The following is a 17,968-nucleotide window of genomic DNA, read 5'->3' as shown; positions in this document are numbered from 1 at the left end:
CTGCAAAGTGCCGCTGCCGATGACCAAGAACACCAGTGTCCACCAGCGCCAGACTATGTGTTTATTGAGCTTGAGCCGCGTCGAGAGCTTGCGGATCGACTGCGCGCTGATATGGCCAGCATATCCCTGAACGCGATGCCAAACAGGTCAGGACGATGGAGGCGACTCATGGCACTTCCAGTCCGGCCTGCACAGGTCTTCAGACAGCCATTGCATAGATCGTTGGACCTTGGTCCGTGTGCAGCCCCGCTTCTGGCGTCGCTCGCCGCTTCAAAAAGGGCACCTGTGCTCTTGAATGGTCCGCGCTTCGGTTTCGGACCGCGCCGCAGTCATTTGTCGGATCTCTTGGAACTTCGTGTAGGCGTGCTGGATCAAGGCCGGACTCAGCTCGTCAAGGGCATCGAGAAAACGGCGAAAGTTGTGTTGTAGCAAGCGCATCGTCGGCTGGAAAAGAGGGCTGCATGGGCCATTTCGGGTTAAGGCGAAGCAAACCAACACGGCTTCCGGACACCCCCCGAAAACAAAGGCCGCCAGAGCGATCTGGCGGCCTTTTCAATTGAACCATGTCAATGGAGGCGACCGATCACTCGGCTTTCATCGCTTCGATCGAGATCTGCACGGTCACTTCATCACTCACAAAGGGTGCGAAAGCGCCGACATTGAAATCGCTGCGCAGCAGCGTTGTTGTCGCGTCGAAACCGGCCCAGGGCTTGTTCTCCATCGGGTGATCGCCGGCCTGGTTGAGCTTGGCATCCAGAACGACGGATTTGGTCACGCCGTTCATTGTCAGGTCACCTGTGATCAGGGCTGTATCGTCACCGGTCACTTCAATCGCGGTCGATGTGAAGCTGACCATGTCCTCTTCGGTGGCACCAAAGAAATCTTCGGACATGAAATGCTGGAAACGGCCTTCCCAGCCTGTCAGCATCGACATGACGGGCATGGATACGGTGACGCTGGACGCGGACGGCTCTTCCTGATCAAACATGATCTCGCCTTCAAAGCCCGAGAACATGCCCCAGGTGGTCGAATAGCCAAGGTGGCTGTACGAGAACAGTATCTGGCTGTGGCTGGCATCAAGGGTGTATTTCTCGGGTGCTGCCAAAGCGGGGGTCGTAGCAAGGGCAGCGGCAAGGCCGATGGCGGCAAAAGTCATTTTCATGGTTGATCTCTCCTGTTGAACTCATGTCAGATGGTCGCAACATGACGTTTCTCAGCGTCGCGGCAATTCCACAGGAAGCCACAGGTCATGTGAGAAGATGAACAATGAACTTTCCGTCGGTGCGGAATCCGGCATCTATACCTATGCCGTGCATCAATGGCTGTGCTGCCGCAGGGCATCACGGATAATCTGCAAGGAAGCGCGCGGCAGGCCGGACAACTCCATCACGATCTCGCCGGACCGGTCGCGCAAGATCATCCTATCCACGTCAATCGCGATCTCGCCCAGATCACACAACGCAAAGCGTTGCCGCACACGGGCGATGCCATCTGCGCCGCGCAGGACATGGCGCAACTGGCCCTTGCTGGCGTCAAAGTGGATTTCATCCTGCGGACGGGCGCGACCGAATTGCAATAGCCCCAGCCCCGCGCACATGAAAAGAACCGATACCGCAAGACGCATCAGCATCATCTCGGCATCCCAGAGGGGACCATTCAGTATCCAAATGCCCAAAGCAGCCAGCATCAATACCACGCCGGTGAAACGGGCTGCGCTGGCCAGCGCGCGCGAACCTGACCGGTTCGGGGACACGACGGTAAATGGCCTTGCTGCAGGGGCTGCGACAGGTGTTAGATCTGAAGAATACGCCACTTGAAAACCCTCCATTAACCGCTGACAGGCTCGGCTAGAAAAACGGCACCAGTGCGGCACAATCCCGGATTGTTCGGGGCCAGTCTGCGGCATGAACGCCCGAGCGCGCGGGCCTTGCTACACAGGCAGCACCACTGTCGCATCTGCGGGTTGAGCGCTTGCCAAGGCGGCAGAACCCGCGTATAGGCCGCTTTCCTTTCGCAGTTTCGTTGAACCGCGCAGTCTCTCGTGGATGGGTCGCGGAAGGAATGACCCTCCTATGAAATGCGCTTGAAAAACAAGGAGTGCACATGCCGCTTTACGAGCATGTCTTCATTTCCCGTCAGGACCTGTCGAATACGCAGGCCGAGGGTCTTATCGAACATTTCGGCACAGTTCTGGCTGATAACGGCGGTACCGTCGTGGATCACGAGTACTGGGGCGTCAAGACGATGGCCTACAAGATCAACAAGAACCGCAAGGGTCACTATGCCCTGCTGCGCACCGATGCACCGGCCACCGCCGTGCAGGAGATGGAACGCCTGATGCGCCTGCATGACGATGTCATGCGCGTTCTGACCATCAAGGTCGATGAACATGTCGCAGGCCCCTCGGTGCAGATGCAGAAGCGCGACGACCGCGACCGTGGTGACCGTCCGGACCGTGGCGACCGCCCAGACCGTGGTGACCGCCCAGACCGTGGTGACCGTGGGGATCGTGGCGGTGACCGTCCCGACCGTGGTGGTGACCGTGGCGGCGAACGCCGCGAACGCCGTTGATCTGAAGCCAGGATAAAGGACGCTAAACCATGGCTACCAAACCATTTTTCCGCCGCCGCAAGGTCTGCCCCTTCTCGGGCGACAATGCTCCTGCGATCGACTACAAAGACACACGTCTGCTGCAGCGCTACATCTCTGAGCGCGGCAAGATCGTGCCGTCCCGCATCACCGCCGTTTCGGCAAAGAAGCAGCGTGAACTGTCGCGTGCCATCAAGCGCGCCCGTTTCCTCGCCCTGCTTCCCTATGCCGTGAAGTAAGGAGAAAAGCAGATGCAAGTTATCCTTCTTGAGCGCGTTGCAAAGCTTGGACAGATGGGCGACGTCGTCGACGTCAAATCCGGCTTTGCCCGCAACTACCTGCTGCCGCAGGGCAAGGCACTGTCTGCCTCGCCGCGCAACATCGCCGATTTCGAGGCCCGTAAGGTGACGCTTGAGGCACAGAACCTTGAGACACGCAAAGAAGCCGAAGCACTGGGCGAACGCCTTGGCGGCCAGACCTTTGTTGTGATTCGCTCCGCCTCGGATGGCGGCGCGCTTTACGGCTCGGTCACGCCGCGCGACGCATCGGATGCAGCAGCCGAGGGTGGTTTCACCGTTGACCGCAAGCAGATCGTGCTGACCCGTCCGATCAAGGAACTGGGCCTGCATGACGTATCCGTCACGCTGCACCCCGAGGTCGAGGTCACCATTCACCTGAACGTGGCCCGTTCGCCGGAAGAAGCCGAACTTCAAGCTGCCGGCAAGTCGATCCGCGAACTGGCGGCGGAAGCCGAAGCCGAAGCGGAATTCGAGATCTCGGAGCTTTTCGACGATATCGGTTCGGCCGGTTCGGACGAAGACTACGACCGCGACGAGCGCGACAACGGCTAAGCTCGTTCTCGATCTTTCCCCGTTCGGGGGCAACAGACCGCGCAGGACCATCCTGCGCGGTTTTTTCATGCGCATGCGTCATCGGAATGCGCTGCTTTGACTGAGTGCCTAACCGGACTGAAAAAGGCCGCGCCATGAAAAAAGGGCCGCCCTTGCGGGCAGCCCTTCCTTGATCCGGTTCACAGGATAAGGACGATTATTCGTCTTCGTCCAATGCTTCGACGGCCTTTTGCAGATCGTCTTTGGACACTTCCTTGTCAGTCACCTTGGCCTGACCCAGAATGTGATCGACAACCTTGTCTTCAAAGATCGGCGCGCGCAGTTGCTGCTGCATCTGGGCATTCTGCTGAATGAATTCGAAGAACTGACGCTCCTGCCCTGGGTACTGGCGCGCCTGCGCCATCACCGCTTGGGTCATTTCGGCGTCGGTCACTTCGATCTCGGCCTTGCGGCCTGTTTCAGCCAGCAGCAGCCCCAGACGCACGCGGCGCTCAGCCAGCTTCTTGTGCTCGTCCGTCGGCTCGATCTTGTCATGGTTGTGATCGTGCACATCGGGGTTTTCTTCATGCCACAGTTGGTGCGCGATCTGGTTGGCTTCCGCGTCAACAAGGCTTGGCGGCAGATTGAAGCTGACCAGACCGTCAAGCGCGTCGAGCAGACCACGCTTGACGATAGCGCGGGCAGCACCTGCATACTCGGCTTCCAGACGCTCGGAGATCTGGCCTTTCAGCGCGGCCAGATCCTCGGCCCCGAACTTCTTGGCCAGTTCATCATCAATCACGGCGGCTTTCGGCTCTTTGACGGCTTTCACAGTGCAATCGAACACCGCTTCCTTGCCAGCCAGATGGGCCGCGCCGTACTCCTCAGGGAATTTGACCGTGACGGCCTTTTCCTCACCGGCTTTCACACCGACCAGTTGCTCTTCGAAGCCTGGAATGAAGGAGTTGGAGCCCAGAACCAGCGGATAATCCTCGGCAGAGCCACCCTCGAAAGCCTCTCCGTCGACCTTGCCGACGAAATCCATAACGATCTGGTCGCCGTCCTTGGCTTTGGAGCCTTTCTTGCGATCGTCGAAATCCTGAACGGTTTCAGCCAGCGAGGCCAGCGCCTCATCGACCGCCGCATCGTCGGCCTTGGCGACCAGACGCTCCAGCGCGACACCGCTAAAGTCCGTTTCGGGGATCTCGGGCAGGGCTTCATAGGCCAGCTTGACCTTGACGTCCTGACCTTCTTTCCAGGTCTCGCCGTCGATCATGGTGACCTGCGGCTGCAGCGCGGGACGGTCGCCAGTGGCTTCGAAATGATCGCTCATCGCGCCATCGACGCTTTCCTGCATCGCTTCGCCCAGAATCTTGGGGCCAAACTGCTTTCTCAGCAGCGCCATCGGCACCTTGCCCTTGCGAAAGCCCTTCATTTCGACTTCGGGCTGCGCTTCGGCCAGTTTCTCGCTGACCTTCGCGTCAAGCTCGGAAGCCGTCACGATGATCTCATATTCACGTTTGAGGCCGTCTTTCAGGGTCTCGGTGACCTGCATTCTACTTGTCCTTTTCATATCCATGGTGCGGGTGGAGGGACTTGAACCCCCACGCCTTGCGGCGCCAGAACCTAAATCTGGTGCGTCTACCATTTCGCCACACCCGCGAAAACCAAACGCAGGCAGCCCCATCCGGAAATGGAGGCTGCCCGCGGTTCCGGCGCTGTCTAGCAAACCCTGATGAGGGATGCGAGAGGAAAAATAGCCTTTGAAACACGCTCTGGACCAGCGGCGGGCCCTTGCCGCCCCTGCCTTGATGCGGCGCAAAGGCCATATGTCCGGATCAAATCATTCAAGCGCGTATAAACCCGCGACAGCCATCCGCCGTTGACCTAGAGTTACGAAAAAAAGTTGCAGAAAAACAGAGGCAGAGATGGCAGGACGAAACGCGCACACATCCGTGGATGTGCCGCCTGCGCAAATAGGGCAAGGTCCAAGCAAGCATTCCCGTGCAGCAGTCGGGATCGTGGCGGGCAGTATTATCCTGTCTGCCGAAGGCGCAATCCCTGTTGAATTCCTGTGTCCGGGCGACCGTATCATAACGCGCAATGCCGGCATGGTACGCATTGCCGCGATTGACAGCCGCACTGTCCGTGGCAATTTCGTGCAGATCCAGCAAGGCACATTGGCCGATATCCGCCCCGATACCGATACGATCCTCGGCGCCGACCAGCATCTTTTGCTGCGCGGAAAACTTGCCAGCTTGCTAACCGGTGAGTCCGCAGGCCTGTTGCGCGCAGGCGACCTGCCAGTAGGCCCCGGAATCATCGGACTGGAGGATCGAACGCTGACCTTGGTGCAATTGATCTTTCACAGCCCGCAGATTGTCTATGCCGATGGTCTGGAACTACTTTGCCTTGAGGCAGGACAGGTCAGTCTGGCAGCGTGATGCTGTCGCCGCATTGTCAAAGCCCCATATCGCGGAACAGCGCGGGGAGAACTTCTGGCAGGTCTTCGGCAATCAGACCAGGGCCAAACTGCCGCGCCGCTGATCGGTGCAGATGAATCGCAAGGTTTGCCGCCAGCATGGGCGACAGACCGCGCGCCAGCAGACCGACACAGAACCCTGCCAGCACATCGCCCGACCCTGCGGTGGCCAGCCATGACAGCCCGCCATCCGGCGAAGAGGGATGAACCCATGCCTGACCGGTATGATCGGCCACCAGCGTGGCCGGTCCTTTCAACAAAACGGTACAACCCACCCGCGCCGCTGCCGATCGCAGCACCTGCGCGCGCGCCGAAATCCTGGACTGGTCTGGCAGATCATCGGCCAGATCGGGAAACAGTCGTGCAAACTCTCCCTCATGCGGTGTCAGGATACATGTGGGATGCAGCGACTGCCTTAACCTCGATGAATTGGCGATCAAGGTCAGGGCATCGGCATCCAGAACTGTCGGGCGTGCCCTTGCCAGCACTGCGGCCACGATGTCGGCCTGCCTTGGTTCAAGCCCCAGACCCGGCCCGACGCACAAAGCTGACAATCGTGGGTCACGCAGCAGGCCGTCCAGATCGCCGATTCCGCCAAGCGGCGACATCATGATCGCAGTGATCTGGCTGGAAACCTCGGCCACCGCGTCATCAGGAACCACCAGCGTCACCAGGCCTGCCCCGATCCGCAAGGCCCCGCGCCCCGCCAGTCGCGCAGCCCCTGTACGCCCTGCGCCCCCTGTCACAATCACGGCATGACCGTGCGTGTATTTATGCGCATCCGCCGCTTTTTGCAGATGCTGCTGCATCAGGGGCGAGAACATAAAGATACGCGGCTCTCTCGACATAGTGTTATCCTGTTCCAGAACGGCAACTGCAGGGCCTGCCTGCGCCGCAGCCTACGCCTACGACGATCCGGTGCAAAGCGATCAGCGCCGAGCGCCTGTAACACGCGCTGAGCAACGCGCCGATGCCGCGCCAATCCGCATCGTGAAACGGGACTTTAGCGTCCACGGGACCAATATCGTTCTTTTTGTGATTAAATTTTAATCTTAACGATGCTTTATTAATCACCCTTCCGAATTTGCGTCGCGCCACTCGGAAATGCGCGCCTTGCCTGATTGTGGCCTCGGGGCAGAAATGGTCTGACCCCAAAAGGCATAGGCGAGGAGACTTTGGATGAAGAAGATCGAAGCAATCATCAAGCCGTTCAAGCTTGATGAGGTCAAGGAAGCGCTGCAGGACGCAGGCGTTCAGGGGCTTTCAGTGATCGAGGTCAAGGGCTTCGGCCGTCAGAAGGGTCACACCGAACTTTATCGTGGCGCCGAATATGTCGTGGACTTTCTGCCAAAGGTCAAAATCGAGGTGGTTCTCGACGACGATCTGGTCGATGCGGCGATCGAGGCAATCATCGACGCGGCCAAAACCGACAAGATCGGTGACGGCAAGATTTTCGTCAGCACGGTTGAACAAGCCATTCGTATCCGCACCGGTGAATCCGGTTCGGACGCGCTGTAATTTACTCCACAAACTGAAAGGGACAAGAGAATGAGCAAGGACGCAGTTCTCAAGCTGATCAAGGACGAGGACGTTGAATATGTCGACATCCGCTTCACCGACCCGCGCGGCAGATTGCAGCACGTAACCGTTATCGCGGATCTGGTCGACGAGGATTTTCTGGAAGAAGGCTTTATGTTTGATGGCTCGTCCATCGCAGGCTGGAAATCCATCGAGGCCTCGGACATGAAGCTGATGCCCGACACGGACAGCGTTTATCTTGATCCGTTCTATGCCGAAAAGACACTGTGCATCCATTGCTCGATCGTAGAGCCGGACACCGGTGAATCCTATGACCGCGACCCGCGCGGCACAGCCGAGAAAGCCGAGGCTTACCTGAAGTCCAGCGGCATCGGTGATACCGCCTATTTCGGCCCCGAAGCGGAATTCTTCCTGTTCGACGACGTGCGCTATTCCGTGACACCTAACAAAGTGTCCTTCTCGGTCGATGCGGACCACGCGGCCTGGAACACCGATACCGAGTTCGAGATGGGCAACACTGGCCACCGTCCCGGCTATAAGGGCGGCTATTTCCCTGTGAACCCCGCCGATGACGGTCAGGATATCCGTTCGGAAATGCTGTCCACCATGAAGCGCATGGGGATGAAGGTCGATAAGCACCACCACGAGGTTGCAACCTCGCAGCACGAGCTGGGCCTGATTTTCGGCTCGCTGACCGAACAGGCCGACAACATCCAGAAGTACAAATACGTCATCCACAACGTGGCGCTGGCCTACGGTCGTTCGGCAACCTTCATGCCAAAGCCGATCAAGGGCGACAACGGTTCGGGCATGCACGTGAACATGTCGATCTGGAAAGACGGCAAGCCGCTGTTCGCAGGCGATAAATACGCCGACCTGAGCCAGGAAGCGCTGTATTTCATCGGCGGCATCCTGAAGCATGCCAAGTCGCTGAACGCCTTCACCAACCCGACCACCAACAGCTACAAGCGTCTGGTGCCCGGCTATGAGGCCCCCGTTCTGCGCGCCTATTCGGCCCGCAACCGCTCGGGTTGCGTTCGTATTCCTTGGACGGAAAGCCCGAAGGCAAAGCGCGTCGAGGCCCGCTTCCCCGACCCCGCGGCAAACCCCTATCTGGCTTTCTCGGCTCTGCTGATGGCTGGCCTTGACGGGATCAAGAACAAGATTGATCCGGGCGAAGCCATGGACAAGAACCTCTATGACCTGCCCGCAGAAGAGCTGGCCGGCATCCCCACCGTCTGCGGATCGCTCCGCGAGGCCGTGGAAGAGCTGCAAAAGGACATGGATTACCTGCTGGCCGGTGACGTCTTCACCAAAGACCAGATCATGGGCTATATCGGTCTGAAGATGGAAGAGATCGAAGAGTACGACATGACCCCTCACCCGGTCGAGTTCAAGAACTACTATAGCTGCTGATCCTTCCGACCACTGAGTCGCAGCAATTTATCGAAAGACACAGTAAGGGCGCCTTTAGAGGCGCCCTTACCCCATTTCTGGGCAGAAATGTGTCTGATACAAGTATGAAAAGACGACATTTCCACGCCATGCCGCAGGCTGAACGGATTTCGAACAAAAAATGCCCCTTTTCGTTAACCATAAAATAGCAGTCAGACATCACCTCGCGGAGGCTGCCATGCGTATGGACAATACCCGGTGTACTGCTGGATTGGTTTTTCTCGGTTCGAGACCCTTGGATCTTCGTTTTCTTTCCGGCCGCCTCGAGCGGGTTCTGGGCGCACGCGGCTTTGGCGTCGAGGATTCACAGGTCATGGCGGCTGACCATCTCAAGTTGGGGTTGAACGAATTCGAACTGCATATGCACACGCAGTATAGCGAGGACACGCAAGAGCAGTCCGACGGGATGCAGACGATGGATGTCGCGTTGAGCGATGCACACCAGCGCCACACACCCGTCGAGATTGATCTTTCGACCCCGACGCTGACCCTTACCGTCACGATCATCAAACGCCCATCGGATATGCCAAGCCTGCGCGAGGCCGAAAGATCGACGGTAACAGCCCATTCCGCGCTGGCCCTTGCCACACTGGAACTGGCGCAGGTGCTGGACCCTGATTTTGTTCAATGGTTGCAACCCGATATGATGCTGAAAACCTCTTCCTTCCTGTCGGTTCTGGAAAAGGTTACTCCGCGTCGTGTATCCAGCGCCGCTCTGGATAACCGCATCCCTGCCGAGCGCCGCAAGCGTCCCTCGCCCGTTCTGCCTTTCGCGAAAAATCAGGCCAACCGCGTTTCAAGCCTGTTTCCCGATATCGACGACACCTGCGAAAGACTGGAAAGCCATTCACGCCTAGCCGCTGCCCAAGCGTCAACCAGCGCAAAAGAGGAGAACAGCAACCAGCGCTATCTGACCGCCGTGTTCAAGCACGAGGAACAGGATATTCCGGCAGCCGAGGACATCGTGGAACCCGAAGTTGTGATCTCGGAACCGAGCACGACATCACGTCTGGCGACATGGGCTGTATCGCTTGTTGTCAGCCTTGTCTCGCTTCCGGTGGGTATCGCCCTCATGGTCTATAATCTTATCCGTGGCGAGGATCTGCGTCTGGCCCTCACCGCCCTTGCCCTGACAGGTCTTTTTGTCGGACTGGCGCAAATGGGTTTGACCGAGCAGGCCGTTACGGCACTTGGCGGGCTTCCGGTAATAGGCGCGCCGCTATCGCAGGTGTTTTTCTGAGAAAGCCACCCTTGTGCGCGCTGCGGTCAACCTGACAAATTGGAACACCCCTGCCTGAACCGCGGGGGTGTTGTTCTGTTTGCACTGAAGCTTCTCTGAAGCTAGGGTCGGATCATTCCCAGATAAGGTTATTCGACATGCTGACATTTCCTGTTTCCGCCCGCGCAATTCTTGCCTCGGCGCTGCTGGACCTCTTCGCTGCCACCCCGCTGGCCGCTGCACAGTGCGGCAATACGGCCGCCGGTTTCGATGCATGGAAACGCGATTTCGCGCGGATTGCCGCGCAATCCGGCATTGGTGAGCGAGGCCTGAACGCGCTTGCGGGCACCAGCTATGCCACGCGCACCATCGCGGCGGACCGCAACCAGAAAAGCTTTGGCTTCACGCTCGAGAGGTTCATGGAAGTGCGCGGTGCCGCGACAATCGTGGCGCAGGGCAAGAAACGCAAATCCCGCGACGCTGCATTCTATAATGCGCTGGAACGGCAATACGGTGTGCCTGCAGGGGTGATTATCGCCATCCACGGAATGGAAACTGCTTTCGGCAATTTCATGGGTGACAGCAATGTTGTATCGGCAATCGCGACACTGGCCTATGACTGCCGCCGGTCAGAGTTCTTTTCGGGACATGCGCTGGCGGCCCTGCAGCTTGTCGATCGCGGCACCATATCGCCGCAATCCGTGGGGGCCAAACACGGCGAATTGGGACATACGCAATTCCTGCCGGGCAATGTCATCACATACGCGGTGGACGCCAATGGCGACGGGCGCGTCGACATGAACAATATGACCGACGCGCTGGCCTCGACCGCCAATTTCTTGCGACAGAAAGGGTGGCAACCGGGACAAGGCTATCAGGAAGGCGAGCCGAATTTCCGCGTGATCAAGGAATGGAACGCGGCAGGCGTCTATCAGAAGGCCATCGCGATCATGGGCAAACGCATCGACGGTTGACACTTCAGCCGATGCCTTGAGACCAGATCAGGCCTCAGGCCACAGCGCCCGCACAGTTGCCTGCTCCAGCACGCTGGTATGGATACCGAAAACAACCGCCCCCGTCTTGGGCAGGCGCAGGATGCTCTGACGCTCGGTCCGCAAATAGCGCGCCTCGACAGCGTGGCGTTCGGGGCGGCGTTCGTTTTCCCGACGGGGCTGGTGCAGGACAGGATCAGCATACCACAGCGCGTTGAAGCGCCAGATCGGGCGGCCGACCTGCACCCCGTCAAACAGACGCTGCACCCTGCGCGCCATCGTGTCATCATACTCGTCCACTGGTACATGGATGCCTGTCAGGGGCCGCAAGAATTTTTCTTCCAGCGTCCAACTTGCCGGAAAGCACAAAACCGCTGCTGTCAGCACGTGTTCATTGCCGTGCTTTTCCATCAGGCACAGATCCTGTTGCACCAGATGCCCCAATGTCGCCATCGGATCGTGACGCCCTAAGGTCACCGTCACACCGTCAGGACGCAGAACGCTCTCTTGCGTCACCCTGTGATCCGGCCTGCCCGCCAGCACATCCAGCACGGCCTGTAGCAATTCCTCTGCGGCCGGGCGCGCGCTTTCATCCATCGCCAGCACATTGTCGCGGAGGTTCTCCAACAGTCGCGCCCGTTCCGCCATTTGCGCGGCATGGGCATCGTCGACGATGATCCAGTCGGCAGGCTTCATCGGTGCAGTGCTCGGCAAGGGACGATGCCGCGTCGGATCATATCCGAGGCTGGTTTGTAAGATCGCTGTCATGCGGCCAGTTTTCGCCGGATTGTTTCTTCTTTGCAAGGCGCGCAGACATGCACAATGTAGGTTATCGGAGCCTCTCTTGCCCTCACCTTGGCGTGAGGCCGCTGACACATGGGTTGCGCCCCTGCCGCCGCAGGCACAGTCTGAATACACAGCTTCAGGAAGAACATATGCCCAGCGAACATGTCACTTTTCCCGGCCATGACGGGAGTCAACTTGCTGCCCGTCTAGACCTTCCCGAAGGACCGCATCTGGCCACGGTGCTCTTCGCTCACTGCTTCACCTGTTCCAAGGATATCGCGGCAGCGCGGCGCATCTCGCAGCGTCTGGCGACCATGGGGCTGGCGGTTCTGCGTTTCGACTTCACCGGACTTGGACATTCGGAAGGCGAGTTCGCCAATACAGACTTCACCTCGAATGTAGAGGACCTCAAGGCCGCAGCGGTATGGCTTGAAAAGCGCGGCACGCCTGCAACCTTGTTGATCGGCCATTCTCTGGGCGGGGCGGCGATGCTGAAAGCGGCGCCACAAATTACGGGGGTCAAGGCCGTCGCAACACTTGCGGCCCCGTTTGATCCTGAACATGTCACCCGCAATTTCGGCGATGCGCTGGACAGGATCCGCAAGGAGGGCGCCGCCGAGGTCGATCTGGGGGGACGTCCTTTCCGGATCACCCGCGCGTTTGTCGAAGATGTCGAAGGCGCGACGATCCAACCGGAACTGGCACGCATGAAGGCGGCACTACTGGTTCTGCATGCCCCGCGCGACGCGATCGTAGGCATCGACAACGCCACCCGCATTTTCATGGCCGCGCGCCATCCCAAAAGCTTTGTCACGCTGGACGATGCAGACCATCTGATTACCCGAGAGGCTGATGCCGACTATGCGGCCAATGTGATCGCCACATGGTCTGCGCGCTATCTGGACCTCCGCCCGCCTGCCCCGCCACCGGGTGTGCCGGAAGGCATCGTGCGTGTCTCAGAGGCCGATCCCGCCGGATTCTTGCAAGATGTCACCTCTGGTCCCCATCATCATATGCGCGCAGACGAGCCACTGGCCTATGGCGGAACAAATCGCGGCATGTCGCCCTATGGCTTCCTGTCTGCCGGATTGGGGGCTTGCACCTCGATGACGATCCGCATGTATGCACGTCACAAGGGCTGGAAGCTTCGCCATATCCGCGTCGATGTCAGCCATGACAAGGTGCATGCACAGGACGCCAAAGCGGGATCAGGCGACAAGATCGACAGTTTCCGGCGCGAGATCTACCTTGAGGGCGAATTGACCGCCGCGCAGCGCAAACGTCTATTGGAAATCGCCGACAAATGCCCTGTGCATCGCACGCTGGAGCGGTCCAGCAAGATCCTGACGACACTGGCGCAATAGGTCTTGGCGCACAAGCGGGCTTGATCCCGCGCTCTGGCGCTAGCCAGCCGAGGTTGCATCCGTCAGAAATTTGGCCCAAGCCTGTTCGATCTGGTCGCAGATATTCATCGGATCAAAAGGCTTTGTGATCACCGCCAACGCCCCCTTGTCCAGCATAGTCTGCGAGAAGTTCTCTTCCGCTTTGGCGGTCACGAAAATGGCGGGGATATTCTCGAACCCCGAAAGCGTGCGCAGCGCGTTCCAAGTTTCCATACCGTCCATGTCGGGCATCATGAAATCCAGCAGGAAAAGTTGCGGAGTGCAGCCCGCAGCATTATCGACAGCATCCTGACCCGAGGCAAACTGGTCCACATGATACCCGCCAACCATTTCCAGCGTGATCTTGATGATCATCCGGATGTCATCGGCATCGTCCACATGCATGATGCGCTGCAGCTTTTCCATGTCAGTCACCTTTGACGCCCCGCAAGCGGGCTTTAACTTTATAGGACACCGAAACCGCACAGCTTTTATTATTCTATATCGTCACACTCAACCAGAACGGCACATTTATCAACCCGACAATGGCCAAAGAACCTCTACAAAAGAAACATGTTTTCTGACAACCTAACGTCACTGAAGGTTAGGCGGTTCTGCGTTTCGGTTGTGACCTTGGGTCAACCGGAACCGTCGCGGCTGCCGTCGGCACCACCGAGAACTCGACGAAGAAGGTCGTGCCCTGCCCCAAGGTGCTCTCATAGTCGATCTGGCCGTCATGCCGTTCAACGATCTTTTTCGAGATACTCATGCCAAGACCCGTACCACCGACACGGCGCTGGTCTGACGAGTCGACCTGGCTGAACCGCCCGAAGACCCGTTCCTTGGCGTTTTCGGGAATACCGACACCATGGTCTTTGACGTAGATTCTGACACGGTCCCCGATCCGCTTGGCAGAAACTTCGACGATCCCGCCCTTGTGCGAAAACTTGGCCGCATTGGAAATCAAGTTCGCCATCACCTGCGCCAGACGGTCTGCATCGCCGTTGATGAATATCTCTTCCTCGGGCAGCGCAACCGTCATCGAGACCCCAAGTTGCTCGGCATAGCCGACGCTCATTGCGACCGAGTCTTCGACCAGTGATCCCACATCAATCAGGTCGAACCGGAAGGCCATCTCGCCGGCGTCGATCTTTTGCAGGTCCAGAAGATCGTTGATCAGATCGGCAAGCCGTTTGCTGTTCTTACCTGCAACAGCCAGAACCGGCTGCATTTGCGCCGGCAGCGGGCCCATGACCCCGCTATTGATCAGATCAAGCGTTCCTTTGATCGAGGTCAGCGGCGTGCGCAATTCATGGCTAACGGTCGACAGGAACTGCGACTTGATTTCAAGCGCCGCCTTGGTTTTCTGGTGTTCCTGCGTGATTTCTTCGATCTGGGCCAGACCGCGGCGGTAAAGCCGCAAAAAGACGAACGAACAATCCACGATGAAATACATCACGAAAGCCACAGTGAAGAACTGAAGCCATATCTCGGAATCGATCGGCGGGCGCAGACGCCAGATGTTCCATGTCGCGATAAAAAAGAAGGTCGCGCCATACATGATGAGACGCAAGATCAACGCAGGTAATATCTGGTGGTTGTTCACCGCTGCAAACAGCGATGCGGCGAATAGAAAGAACAAGGGCGTGAAATGGCCACCGGACGGCTGCTGCAACGTGATCATGATCACCGATATGCACAGCGCAAAGGCGCTTGCGACGGTATTGAACATGACCCAAAGCAGGAACAGGCGCGCCTTGAAAGGGTCCTTGTCGTGCCAGGCCTTCACCCTGCGGCTAAGGATAAGATCCATTACCTCGGTGAACAGGATACCCGCATAACAATAGGCCGAAATCAACGGATCGAAATAGAAGCCGGCCAGAACCAGTGTCGCAAGAAAAATGCCCTGACGTTGCCAGATCAGGTTGTCGCTAACATTGACATAGTCCTTGAGCTGCTGCTCAAGCTGCTCGACAGGTACCCGCGTCCCTTTCTTAGAAAAGAATTGTCTGGCAAGTGCCATGTCTGAGCGGATCTCCAAAATTCTGGCCTATTCAAGTCAGAAACGCTGTCTCCCGTCGCATAGCGCGCGGAATTAATAGATATTTCTACAATATGACGATAAAAGGGCTGCAGCATGTCAATCTTGGATTGACTATTTTAACCCTATGATTGAGACCCGACAGGGGCGTGAACGGCACCGGACCTTACCTTACACCACTTACACGGGTTTGGAAAAGGACAAATATGTCCGCCCGACCGTCGTTGCCTCAATTTACATATCTTGCCGCTGTGAACAGGATCGCCTGATTTGCCGTGTCATCAATCGTAAATTTGGGGCCAACCGGTACTGCGCTTAACTCTAGCCGCCGCAGCCAGCGCGACCACAAAGCCGGAACAATACCGATCACATGGGTCGCACCGTGATCGCGGGCTGTCTTGGTCAGTTGCTCGACCAACGCGGCCTGCACGGCAAGACGACGATGCGCGGGCACCTCGCTCGATACGAAAACACGCGACGCCTCCCAAATCCTTGGATTAACTGGTGCCTCAAAGAAAAGAACATCGCTCGGAATGCTTTCCAGCATACCCTTCTGCGCATCCCGCAGCATATAGGAATAGACGCCACAGCGCGCGGTGGATGGCGTCAGCCGGATGCCTGCGAGGATCTCGCCGAACTCGTGCACGACTACCCACCTGCTGAGCGGCGTGTCATACTGGTCGAATTCCATCCCTTCCGCTTCGGGTAGGCTCCAGTGCAGCCGGTCGATAAAGATCGCTTTACGGGCTTTCAGAAGGCTCACAAACAGATCGCCATAGAGGTGGATATTCGAGAAGGACAGAGTCGTCGTCTTGACATGCCCCTTCGCCATCTGTGCAGCCGCAGGTATCTGCGGCTTCACGGCGGGCAATTCGGTCAAGATGTCCCTTGTCCGTCCGCGCGAAACCCTCGGTTGTTCCACCGAAGCCGGCGCAAGCTCGGGAAAAATCGAGCGGGCGGGAACAACTCCAGGTGCTTCTCTACTGTGTTTCATTTGCTGCTCATGGTGTTTTTTAACAATAAACGAGAGATGTTGGTCGGCGTCCATACCAAAGTAGGCAATAACATCTTTTTTCTGCCCTATTTTTTCCACATTTGAAATGGTGCAACACAATTAACCGTCAAACAGTCGGCGCATTTCCGCCTTTTGCACCATTTCAGGTTGCGCGAGACATCTGGCTTGACGGTTGTTTTCAAGGGAAAATTCGCGGACAGGGTCGTCCAGGCGACAGTTCAGCCTTTTTTGGCCAGCGCGCAAAGCACTGCCGCGTTTGGTTTCATCCCGCGTTCCGGAGGGTCATTGTCGGGAACTGGCCGCAGCCCAATTGCGTCAGAAAACTGCATGGCACCCGCGGCAAGACAGCACGGCCTATTCAGGCGGCGTAATAAGATCGAACGCCATCGCTCTGTTTCAAGCGGATCACAGGGTCTTCGATGTCTTGCAGACATGAAAAAAGCGCAACCTTGGGCTGCGCTTTTTCCGAACTGAAAGCTGAAGGCGGGTTAGCCGCGGGCGCGGCCGACCAATTTCCACAAGGCAGGCAGTAGGGCTGCGGCCAGTGCAAGTTTCAGAGCGTCACCGATCAGGAAGGGTGTCAGACCCCATTGCAGGATCGGCTGGTCCCAACCGTAAAGCATGCCCAGCCAGATCAGGCCCGGTACATAAATCAGCACATTGCCGGCCAGCATCGCCAGGGCCATCTTGCCCGCCGAGCGGTCCCAGCCTGCCTGCGCGAACCAGCCAAGCGCCACTGTCGCGATGACATAACCCAAAAGATAGCCACCTGTGCCACCCATCATATAGGTCAGACCGGATGCTTCGGCCGAAGAGCCAGCAAAGACGTCAAAGCCGACCGCACCGAGGATCATGTAGCCAAGGATCGTGACAAGCCCCAGACGCGCACCATAGGCCGCACCCAGCGTCAAGACAGCGAATGTGCCCATCGTGATCGGCACCGGCCACATGGGAACCTTGATCTTTGCAGCGACGGCCAGAAAGGCGATCCCCAATACCACCAATGCAACCTGCTTGATCAGCAACTGTGTGCCGTCGCGCGGGGCTACAGCCTCCGTCAGAACCTTATTTGTCAGAGCAAGCGCCATATACTGGCCTCCTATGCCGAGTTGTCATTGCCGCTGTTTCTGCCCCAGCCATGGCCGCATCGCAAGACCTCTGCGTCATTCAGGAACGGATATTCCGGTTTCCGGCCTGTATTCGGAAAGCATGACATAGTCTTTGCGCGGGCCGGTCACACGCCATTGTGCACGCCAAACTGGCCAGTCCGTGAAATCGTAACTGACCTTATAGGTGTCGGGGTCACACCAGTGATCGGCCCTGGCCTGCCCCGCTTGCGGGTCGAAGCGGTGAAAATCGCGCCCATCCGCAAAAAGCACGACTATTTCCGCACCATCCGCGCGCCAAAGATAGGAGCGTTCCGCCTGAAAGCGTCCCTGCCCCGCAAGTTCAAAGTATCCCGTCTCGCGCAGATGCAATCCTTCTGCGTCCCTGCAGAAGACTGCGATGCCGTCAAATGCAGCGTCAGGCCCCAGCGCATCCGCGATCTTGCGTGACAACCGCCACCGACCTTCGAAATCCAGTAAGCTTGGCATCTTCTGCCCCCCGACCCTTGCCGCCACCTCTGCCCCTCGTTAA

General features: G+C 58.0%; 19 protein-coding genes and 1 tRNA gene. 9 read left to right on the top strand and 11 right to left on the bottom strand.

What is annotated here, in order from left to right; genetic code table 11:
• Window positions 1–583 precede the first annotated feature (583 nt).
• Both K7H22_RS00440 and K7H22_RS00435 read right to left on the bottom strand, forming a co-directional pair.
• Entirely contained in the window at window positions 584–1,162 is a 579-nt protein-coding gene (locus K7H22_RS00440) for a YceI family protein (protein WP_230798547.1), read from the bottom strand.
• A 153-nt stretch (window positions 1,163–1,315) separates the two neighbouring features.
• Window positions 1,316–1,813, bottom strand: a complete 498-nt coding sequence (locus tag K7H22_RS00435) for a hypothetical protein (protein WP_230798546.1) — start codon at window positions 1,811–1,813, stop codon at window positions 1,316–1,318.
• Window positions 1,814–2,103: 290 nt separating this feature from the next.
• Here K7H22_RS00435 and rpsF point away from each other — a divergent pair, with 290 nt between their 5' ends.
• The 3 genes from rpsF to rplI are packed head-to-tail and all read left to right on the top strand — an operon-like array spanning window position 2,104 to window position 3,440.
• Entirely contained in the window at window positions 2,104–2,571 is a 468-nt protein-coding gene (gene rpsF / locus K7H22_RS00430) for a 30S ribosomal protein S6 (RefSeq protein ID WP_230798545.1), read from the top strand.
• A gap of 29 nt (window positions 2,572–2,600) precedes the next feature.
• A complete protein-coding gene (rpsR, locus tag K7H22_RS00425; RefSeq protein ID WP_068292848.1) occupies window positions 2,601–2,828 on the top strand; it encodes a 30S ribosomal protein S18 in 228 nt (75 codons plus the stop codon).
• A gap of 12 nt (window positions 2,829–2,840) precedes the next feature.
• Window positions 2,841–3,440, top strand: coding sequence for a 50S ribosomal protein L9 (gene rplI, locus K7H22_RS00420; RefSeq protein WP_230798544.1), 600 nt, complete (start codon window positions 2,841–2,843; stop codon window positions 3,438–3,440).
• A gap of 196 nt (window positions 3,441–3,636) precedes the next feature.
• On the opposite strand, the gene tig is transcribed toward rplI, so the two are convergent.
• Window positions 3,637–4,974 carry a trigger factor gene (gene tig, locus K7H22_RS00415; protein ID WP_230798543.1) on the bottom strand — a complete coding sequence of 446 codons (1,338 nt, stop codon included), beginning with the start codon at window positions 4,972–4,974 and terminating at the stop codon, window positions 3,637–3,639.
• A 23-nt stretch (window positions 4,975–4,997) separates the two neighbouring features.
• A tRNA-Leu gene (locus K7H22_RS00410) sits at window positions 4,998–5,081 on the bottom strand.
• A gap of 266 nt (window positions 5,082–5,347) precedes the next feature.
• On the opposite strand from K7H22_RS00410, the gene K7H22_RS00405 reads away from it, so the two are divergent.
• Complete coding sequence (locus K7H22_RS00405) at window positions 5,348–5,863, top strand: Hint domain-containing protein (RefSeq protein WP_230798542.1); 516 nt, start codon at window positions 5,348–5,350, stop codon at window positions 5,861–5,863.
• A 16-nt stretch (window positions 5,864–5,879) separates the two neighbouring features.
• On the opposite strand, the gene K7H22_RS00400 is transcribed toward K7H22_RS00405, so the two are convergent.
• Entirely contained in the window at window positions 5,880–6,749 is an 870-nt protein-coding gene (locus K7H22_RS00400; protein ID WP_230798541.1) for an NAD(P)H-hydrate dehydratase, read from the bottom strand.
• A 331-nt stretch (window positions 6,750–7,080) separates the two neighbouring features.
• Between K7H22_RS00400 and K7H22_RS00395 the strand changes: the two genes are divergently transcribed.
• From K7H22_RS00395 to K7H22_RS00380, 4 genes are all read left to right on the top strand, one after another.
• Window positions 7,081–7,419 (top strand): P-II family nitrogen regulator, encoded by a 339-nt coding sequence (locus tag K7H22_RS00395; RefSeq protein WP_230798540.1) that lies wholly within the window; start codon window positions 7,081–7,083, stop codon window positions 7,417–7,419.
• 30 nt (window positions 7,420–7,449) lie between these two features.
• A complete protein-coding gene (gene glnA / locus K7H22_RS00390) occupies window positions 7,450–8,856 on the top strand; it encodes a type I glutamate--ammonia ligase (protein WP_230798539.1) in 1,407 nt (468 codons plus the stop codon).
• 274 nt (window positions 8,857–9,130) lie between these two features.
• Window positions 9,131–10,135, top strand: a complete 1,005-nt coding sequence (locus tag K7H22_RS00385; RefSeq protein WP_230798538.1) for a hypothetical protein — start codon at window positions 9,131–9,133, stop codon at window positions 10,133–10,135.
• Window positions 10,136–10,272: 137 nt separating this feature from the next.
• On the top strand, window positions 10,273–11,088 hold the full coding sequence (locus tag K7H22_RS00380) for a lytic murein transglycosylase (RefSeq protein ID WP_230798537.1): 816 nt from the start codon (window positions 10,273–10,275) through the stop codon (window positions 11,086–11,088).
• 27 nt (window positions 11,089–11,115) lie between these two features.
• Here K7H22_RS00380 and K7H22_RS00375 read toward each other — a convergent pair whose 3' ends face one another.
• Window positions 11,116–11,874 (bottom strand): heme-dependent oxidative N-demethylase family protein, encoded by a 759-nt coding sequence (locus tag K7H22_RS00375; RefSeq protein WP_230798536.1) that lies wholly within the window; start codon window positions 11,872–11,874, stop codon window positions 11,116–11,118.
• 167 nt (window positions 11,875–12,041) lie between these two features.
• On the opposite strand from K7H22_RS00375, the gene K7H22_RS00370 reads away from it, so the two are divergent.
• The gene (locus K7H22_RS00370; protein ID WP_230798535.1) at window positions 12,042–13,256 is read left to right on the top strand and encodes a bifunctional alpha/beta hydrolase/OsmC family protein; all 1,215 of its coding nucleotides are present in this window, start codon (window positions 12,042–12,044) and stop codon (window positions 13,254–13,256) included.
• Between the two features lie 39 nt (window positions 13,257–13,295).
• Here the strand turns inward: K7H22_RS00370 and K7H22_RS00365 are convergent, their stop codons facing one another.
• The 5 genes from K7H22_RS00365 to K7H22_RS00345 all read right to left on the bottom strand — a co-directional run bounded on the left by K7H22_RS00365 (window position 13,296) and on the right by K7H22_RS00345 (window position 17,925).
• Window positions 13,296–13,700 (bottom strand): response regulator, encoded by a 405-nt coding sequence (locus K7H22_RS00365; RefSeq protein ID WP_230798534.1) that lies wholly within the window; start codon window positions 13,698–13,700, stop codon window positions 13,296–13,298.
• A 178-nt stretch (window positions 13,701–13,878) separates the two neighbouring features.
• Window positions 13,879–15,297: a sensor histidine kinase gene (locus tag K7H22_RS00360; RefSeq protein WP_230798533.1), complete on the bottom strand. Its 1,419-nt coding sequence runs from the start codon at window positions 15,295–15,297 to the stop codon at window positions 13,879–13,881.
• Between the two features lie 247 nt (window positions 15,298–15,544).
• Complete coding sequence (locus tag K7H22_RS00355; RefSeq protein ID WP_230798532.1) at window positions 15,545–16,195, bottom strand: acyl-homoserine-lactone synthase; 651 nt, start codon at window positions 16,193–16,195, stop codon at window positions 15,545–15,547.
• A gap of 623 nt (window positions 16,196–16,818) precedes the next feature.
• Window positions 16,819–17,418, bottom strand: coding sequence for a biotin transporter BioY (locus tag K7H22_RS00350; RefSeq protein ID WP_230798531.1), 600 nt, complete (start codon window positions 17,416–17,418; stop codon window positions 16,819–16,821).
• A gap of 75 nt (window positions 17,419–17,493) precedes the next feature.
• Window positions 17,494–17,925: a DUF6314 family protein gene (locus K7H22_RS00345; RefSeq protein ID WP_230798530.1), complete on the bottom strand. Its 432-nt coding sequence runs from the start codon at window positions 17,923–17,925 to the stop codon at window positions 17,494–17,496.
• Window positions 17,926–17,968: the final 43 nt, after the last annotated feature.

The organism is Seohaeicola saemankumensis, from assembly GCF_021021435.1.
GTDB lineage: Bacteria > Pseudomonadota > Alphaproteobacteria > Rhodobacterales > Rhodobacteraceae > Seohaeicola.
The sequence above is the reverse complement of the archived record's forward strand: the minus strand, read 5'-3'. Positions and strand labels throughout refer to the sequence as shown.

Excerpts from the sequence above, each read along its gene's own strand:
- K7H22_RS00405 (WP_230798542.1), top strand. The coding sequence starts at position 5,348 with ATGGCAGGACGAAACGCGCACACATCCGTGGATGTGCCGCCTGCGCAA.
- glnA (WP_230798539.1), top strand. The coding sequence starts at position 7,450 with ATGAGCAAGGACGCAGTTCTCAAGCTGATCAAGGACGAGGACGTTGAA.
- K7H22_RS00370 (WP_230798535.1), top strand. The coding sequence starts at position 12,042 with ATGCCCAGCGAACATGTCACTTTTCCCGGCCATGACGGGAGTCAACTT.
- K7H22_RS00395 (WP_230798540.1), top strand. The coding sequence starts at position 7,081 with ATGAAGAAGATCGAAGCAATCATCAAGCCGTTCAAGCTTGATGAGGTC.
- rpsR (WP_068292848.1), top strand. The coding sequence starts at position 2,601 with ATGGCTACCAAACCATTTTTCCGCCGCCGCAAGGTCTGCCCCTTCTCG.
- K7H22_RS00440 (WP_230798547.1), bottom strand. The coding sequence starts at position 1,162 with ATGAAAATGACTTTTGCCGCCATCGGCCTTGCCGCTGCCCTTGCTACG.
- K7H22_RS00400 (WP_230798541.1), bottom strand. The coding sequence starts at position 6,749 with ATGTCGAGAGAGCCGCGTATCTTTATGTTCTCGCCCCTGATGCAGCAG.
- tig (WP_230798543.1), bottom strand. The coding sequence starts at position 4,974 with ATGCAGGTCACCGAGACCCTGAAAGACGGCCTCAAACGTGAATATGAG.
- K7H22_RS00375 (WP_230798536.1), bottom strand. The coding sequence starts at position 11,874 with ATGACAGCGATCTTACAAACCAGCCTCGGATATGATCCGACGCGGCAT.
- K7H22_RS00365 (WP_230798534.1), bottom strand. The coding sequence starts at position 13,700 with ATGGAAAAGCTGCAGCGCATCATGCATGTGGACGATGCCGATGACATC.
- rpsF (WP_230798545.1), top strand. The coding sequence starts at position 2,104 with ATGCCGCTTTACGAGCATGTCTTCATTTCCCGTCAGGACCTGTCGAAT.
- K7H22_RS00345 (WP_230798530.1), bottom strand. The coding sequence starts at position 17,925 with ATGCCAAGCTTACTGGATTTCGAAGGTCGGTGGCGGTTGTCACGCAAG.
- K7H22_RS00380 (WP_230798537.1), top strand. The coding sequence starts at position 10,273 with ATGCTGACATTTCCTGTTTCCGCCCGCGCAATTCTTGCCTCGGCGCTG.
- K7H22_RS00360 (WP_230798533.1), bottom strand. The coding sequence starts at position 15,297 with ATGGCACTTGCCAGACAATTCTTTTCTAAGAAAGGGACGCGGGTACCT.
- K7H22_RS00350 (WP_230798531.1), bottom strand. The coding sequence starts at position 17,418 with ATGGCGCTTGCTCTGACAAATAAGGTTCTGACGGAGGCTGTAGCCCCG.
- rplI (WP_230798544.1), top strand. The coding sequence starts at position 2,841 with ATGCAAGTTATCCTTCTTGAGCGCGTTGCAAAGCTTGGACAGATGGGC.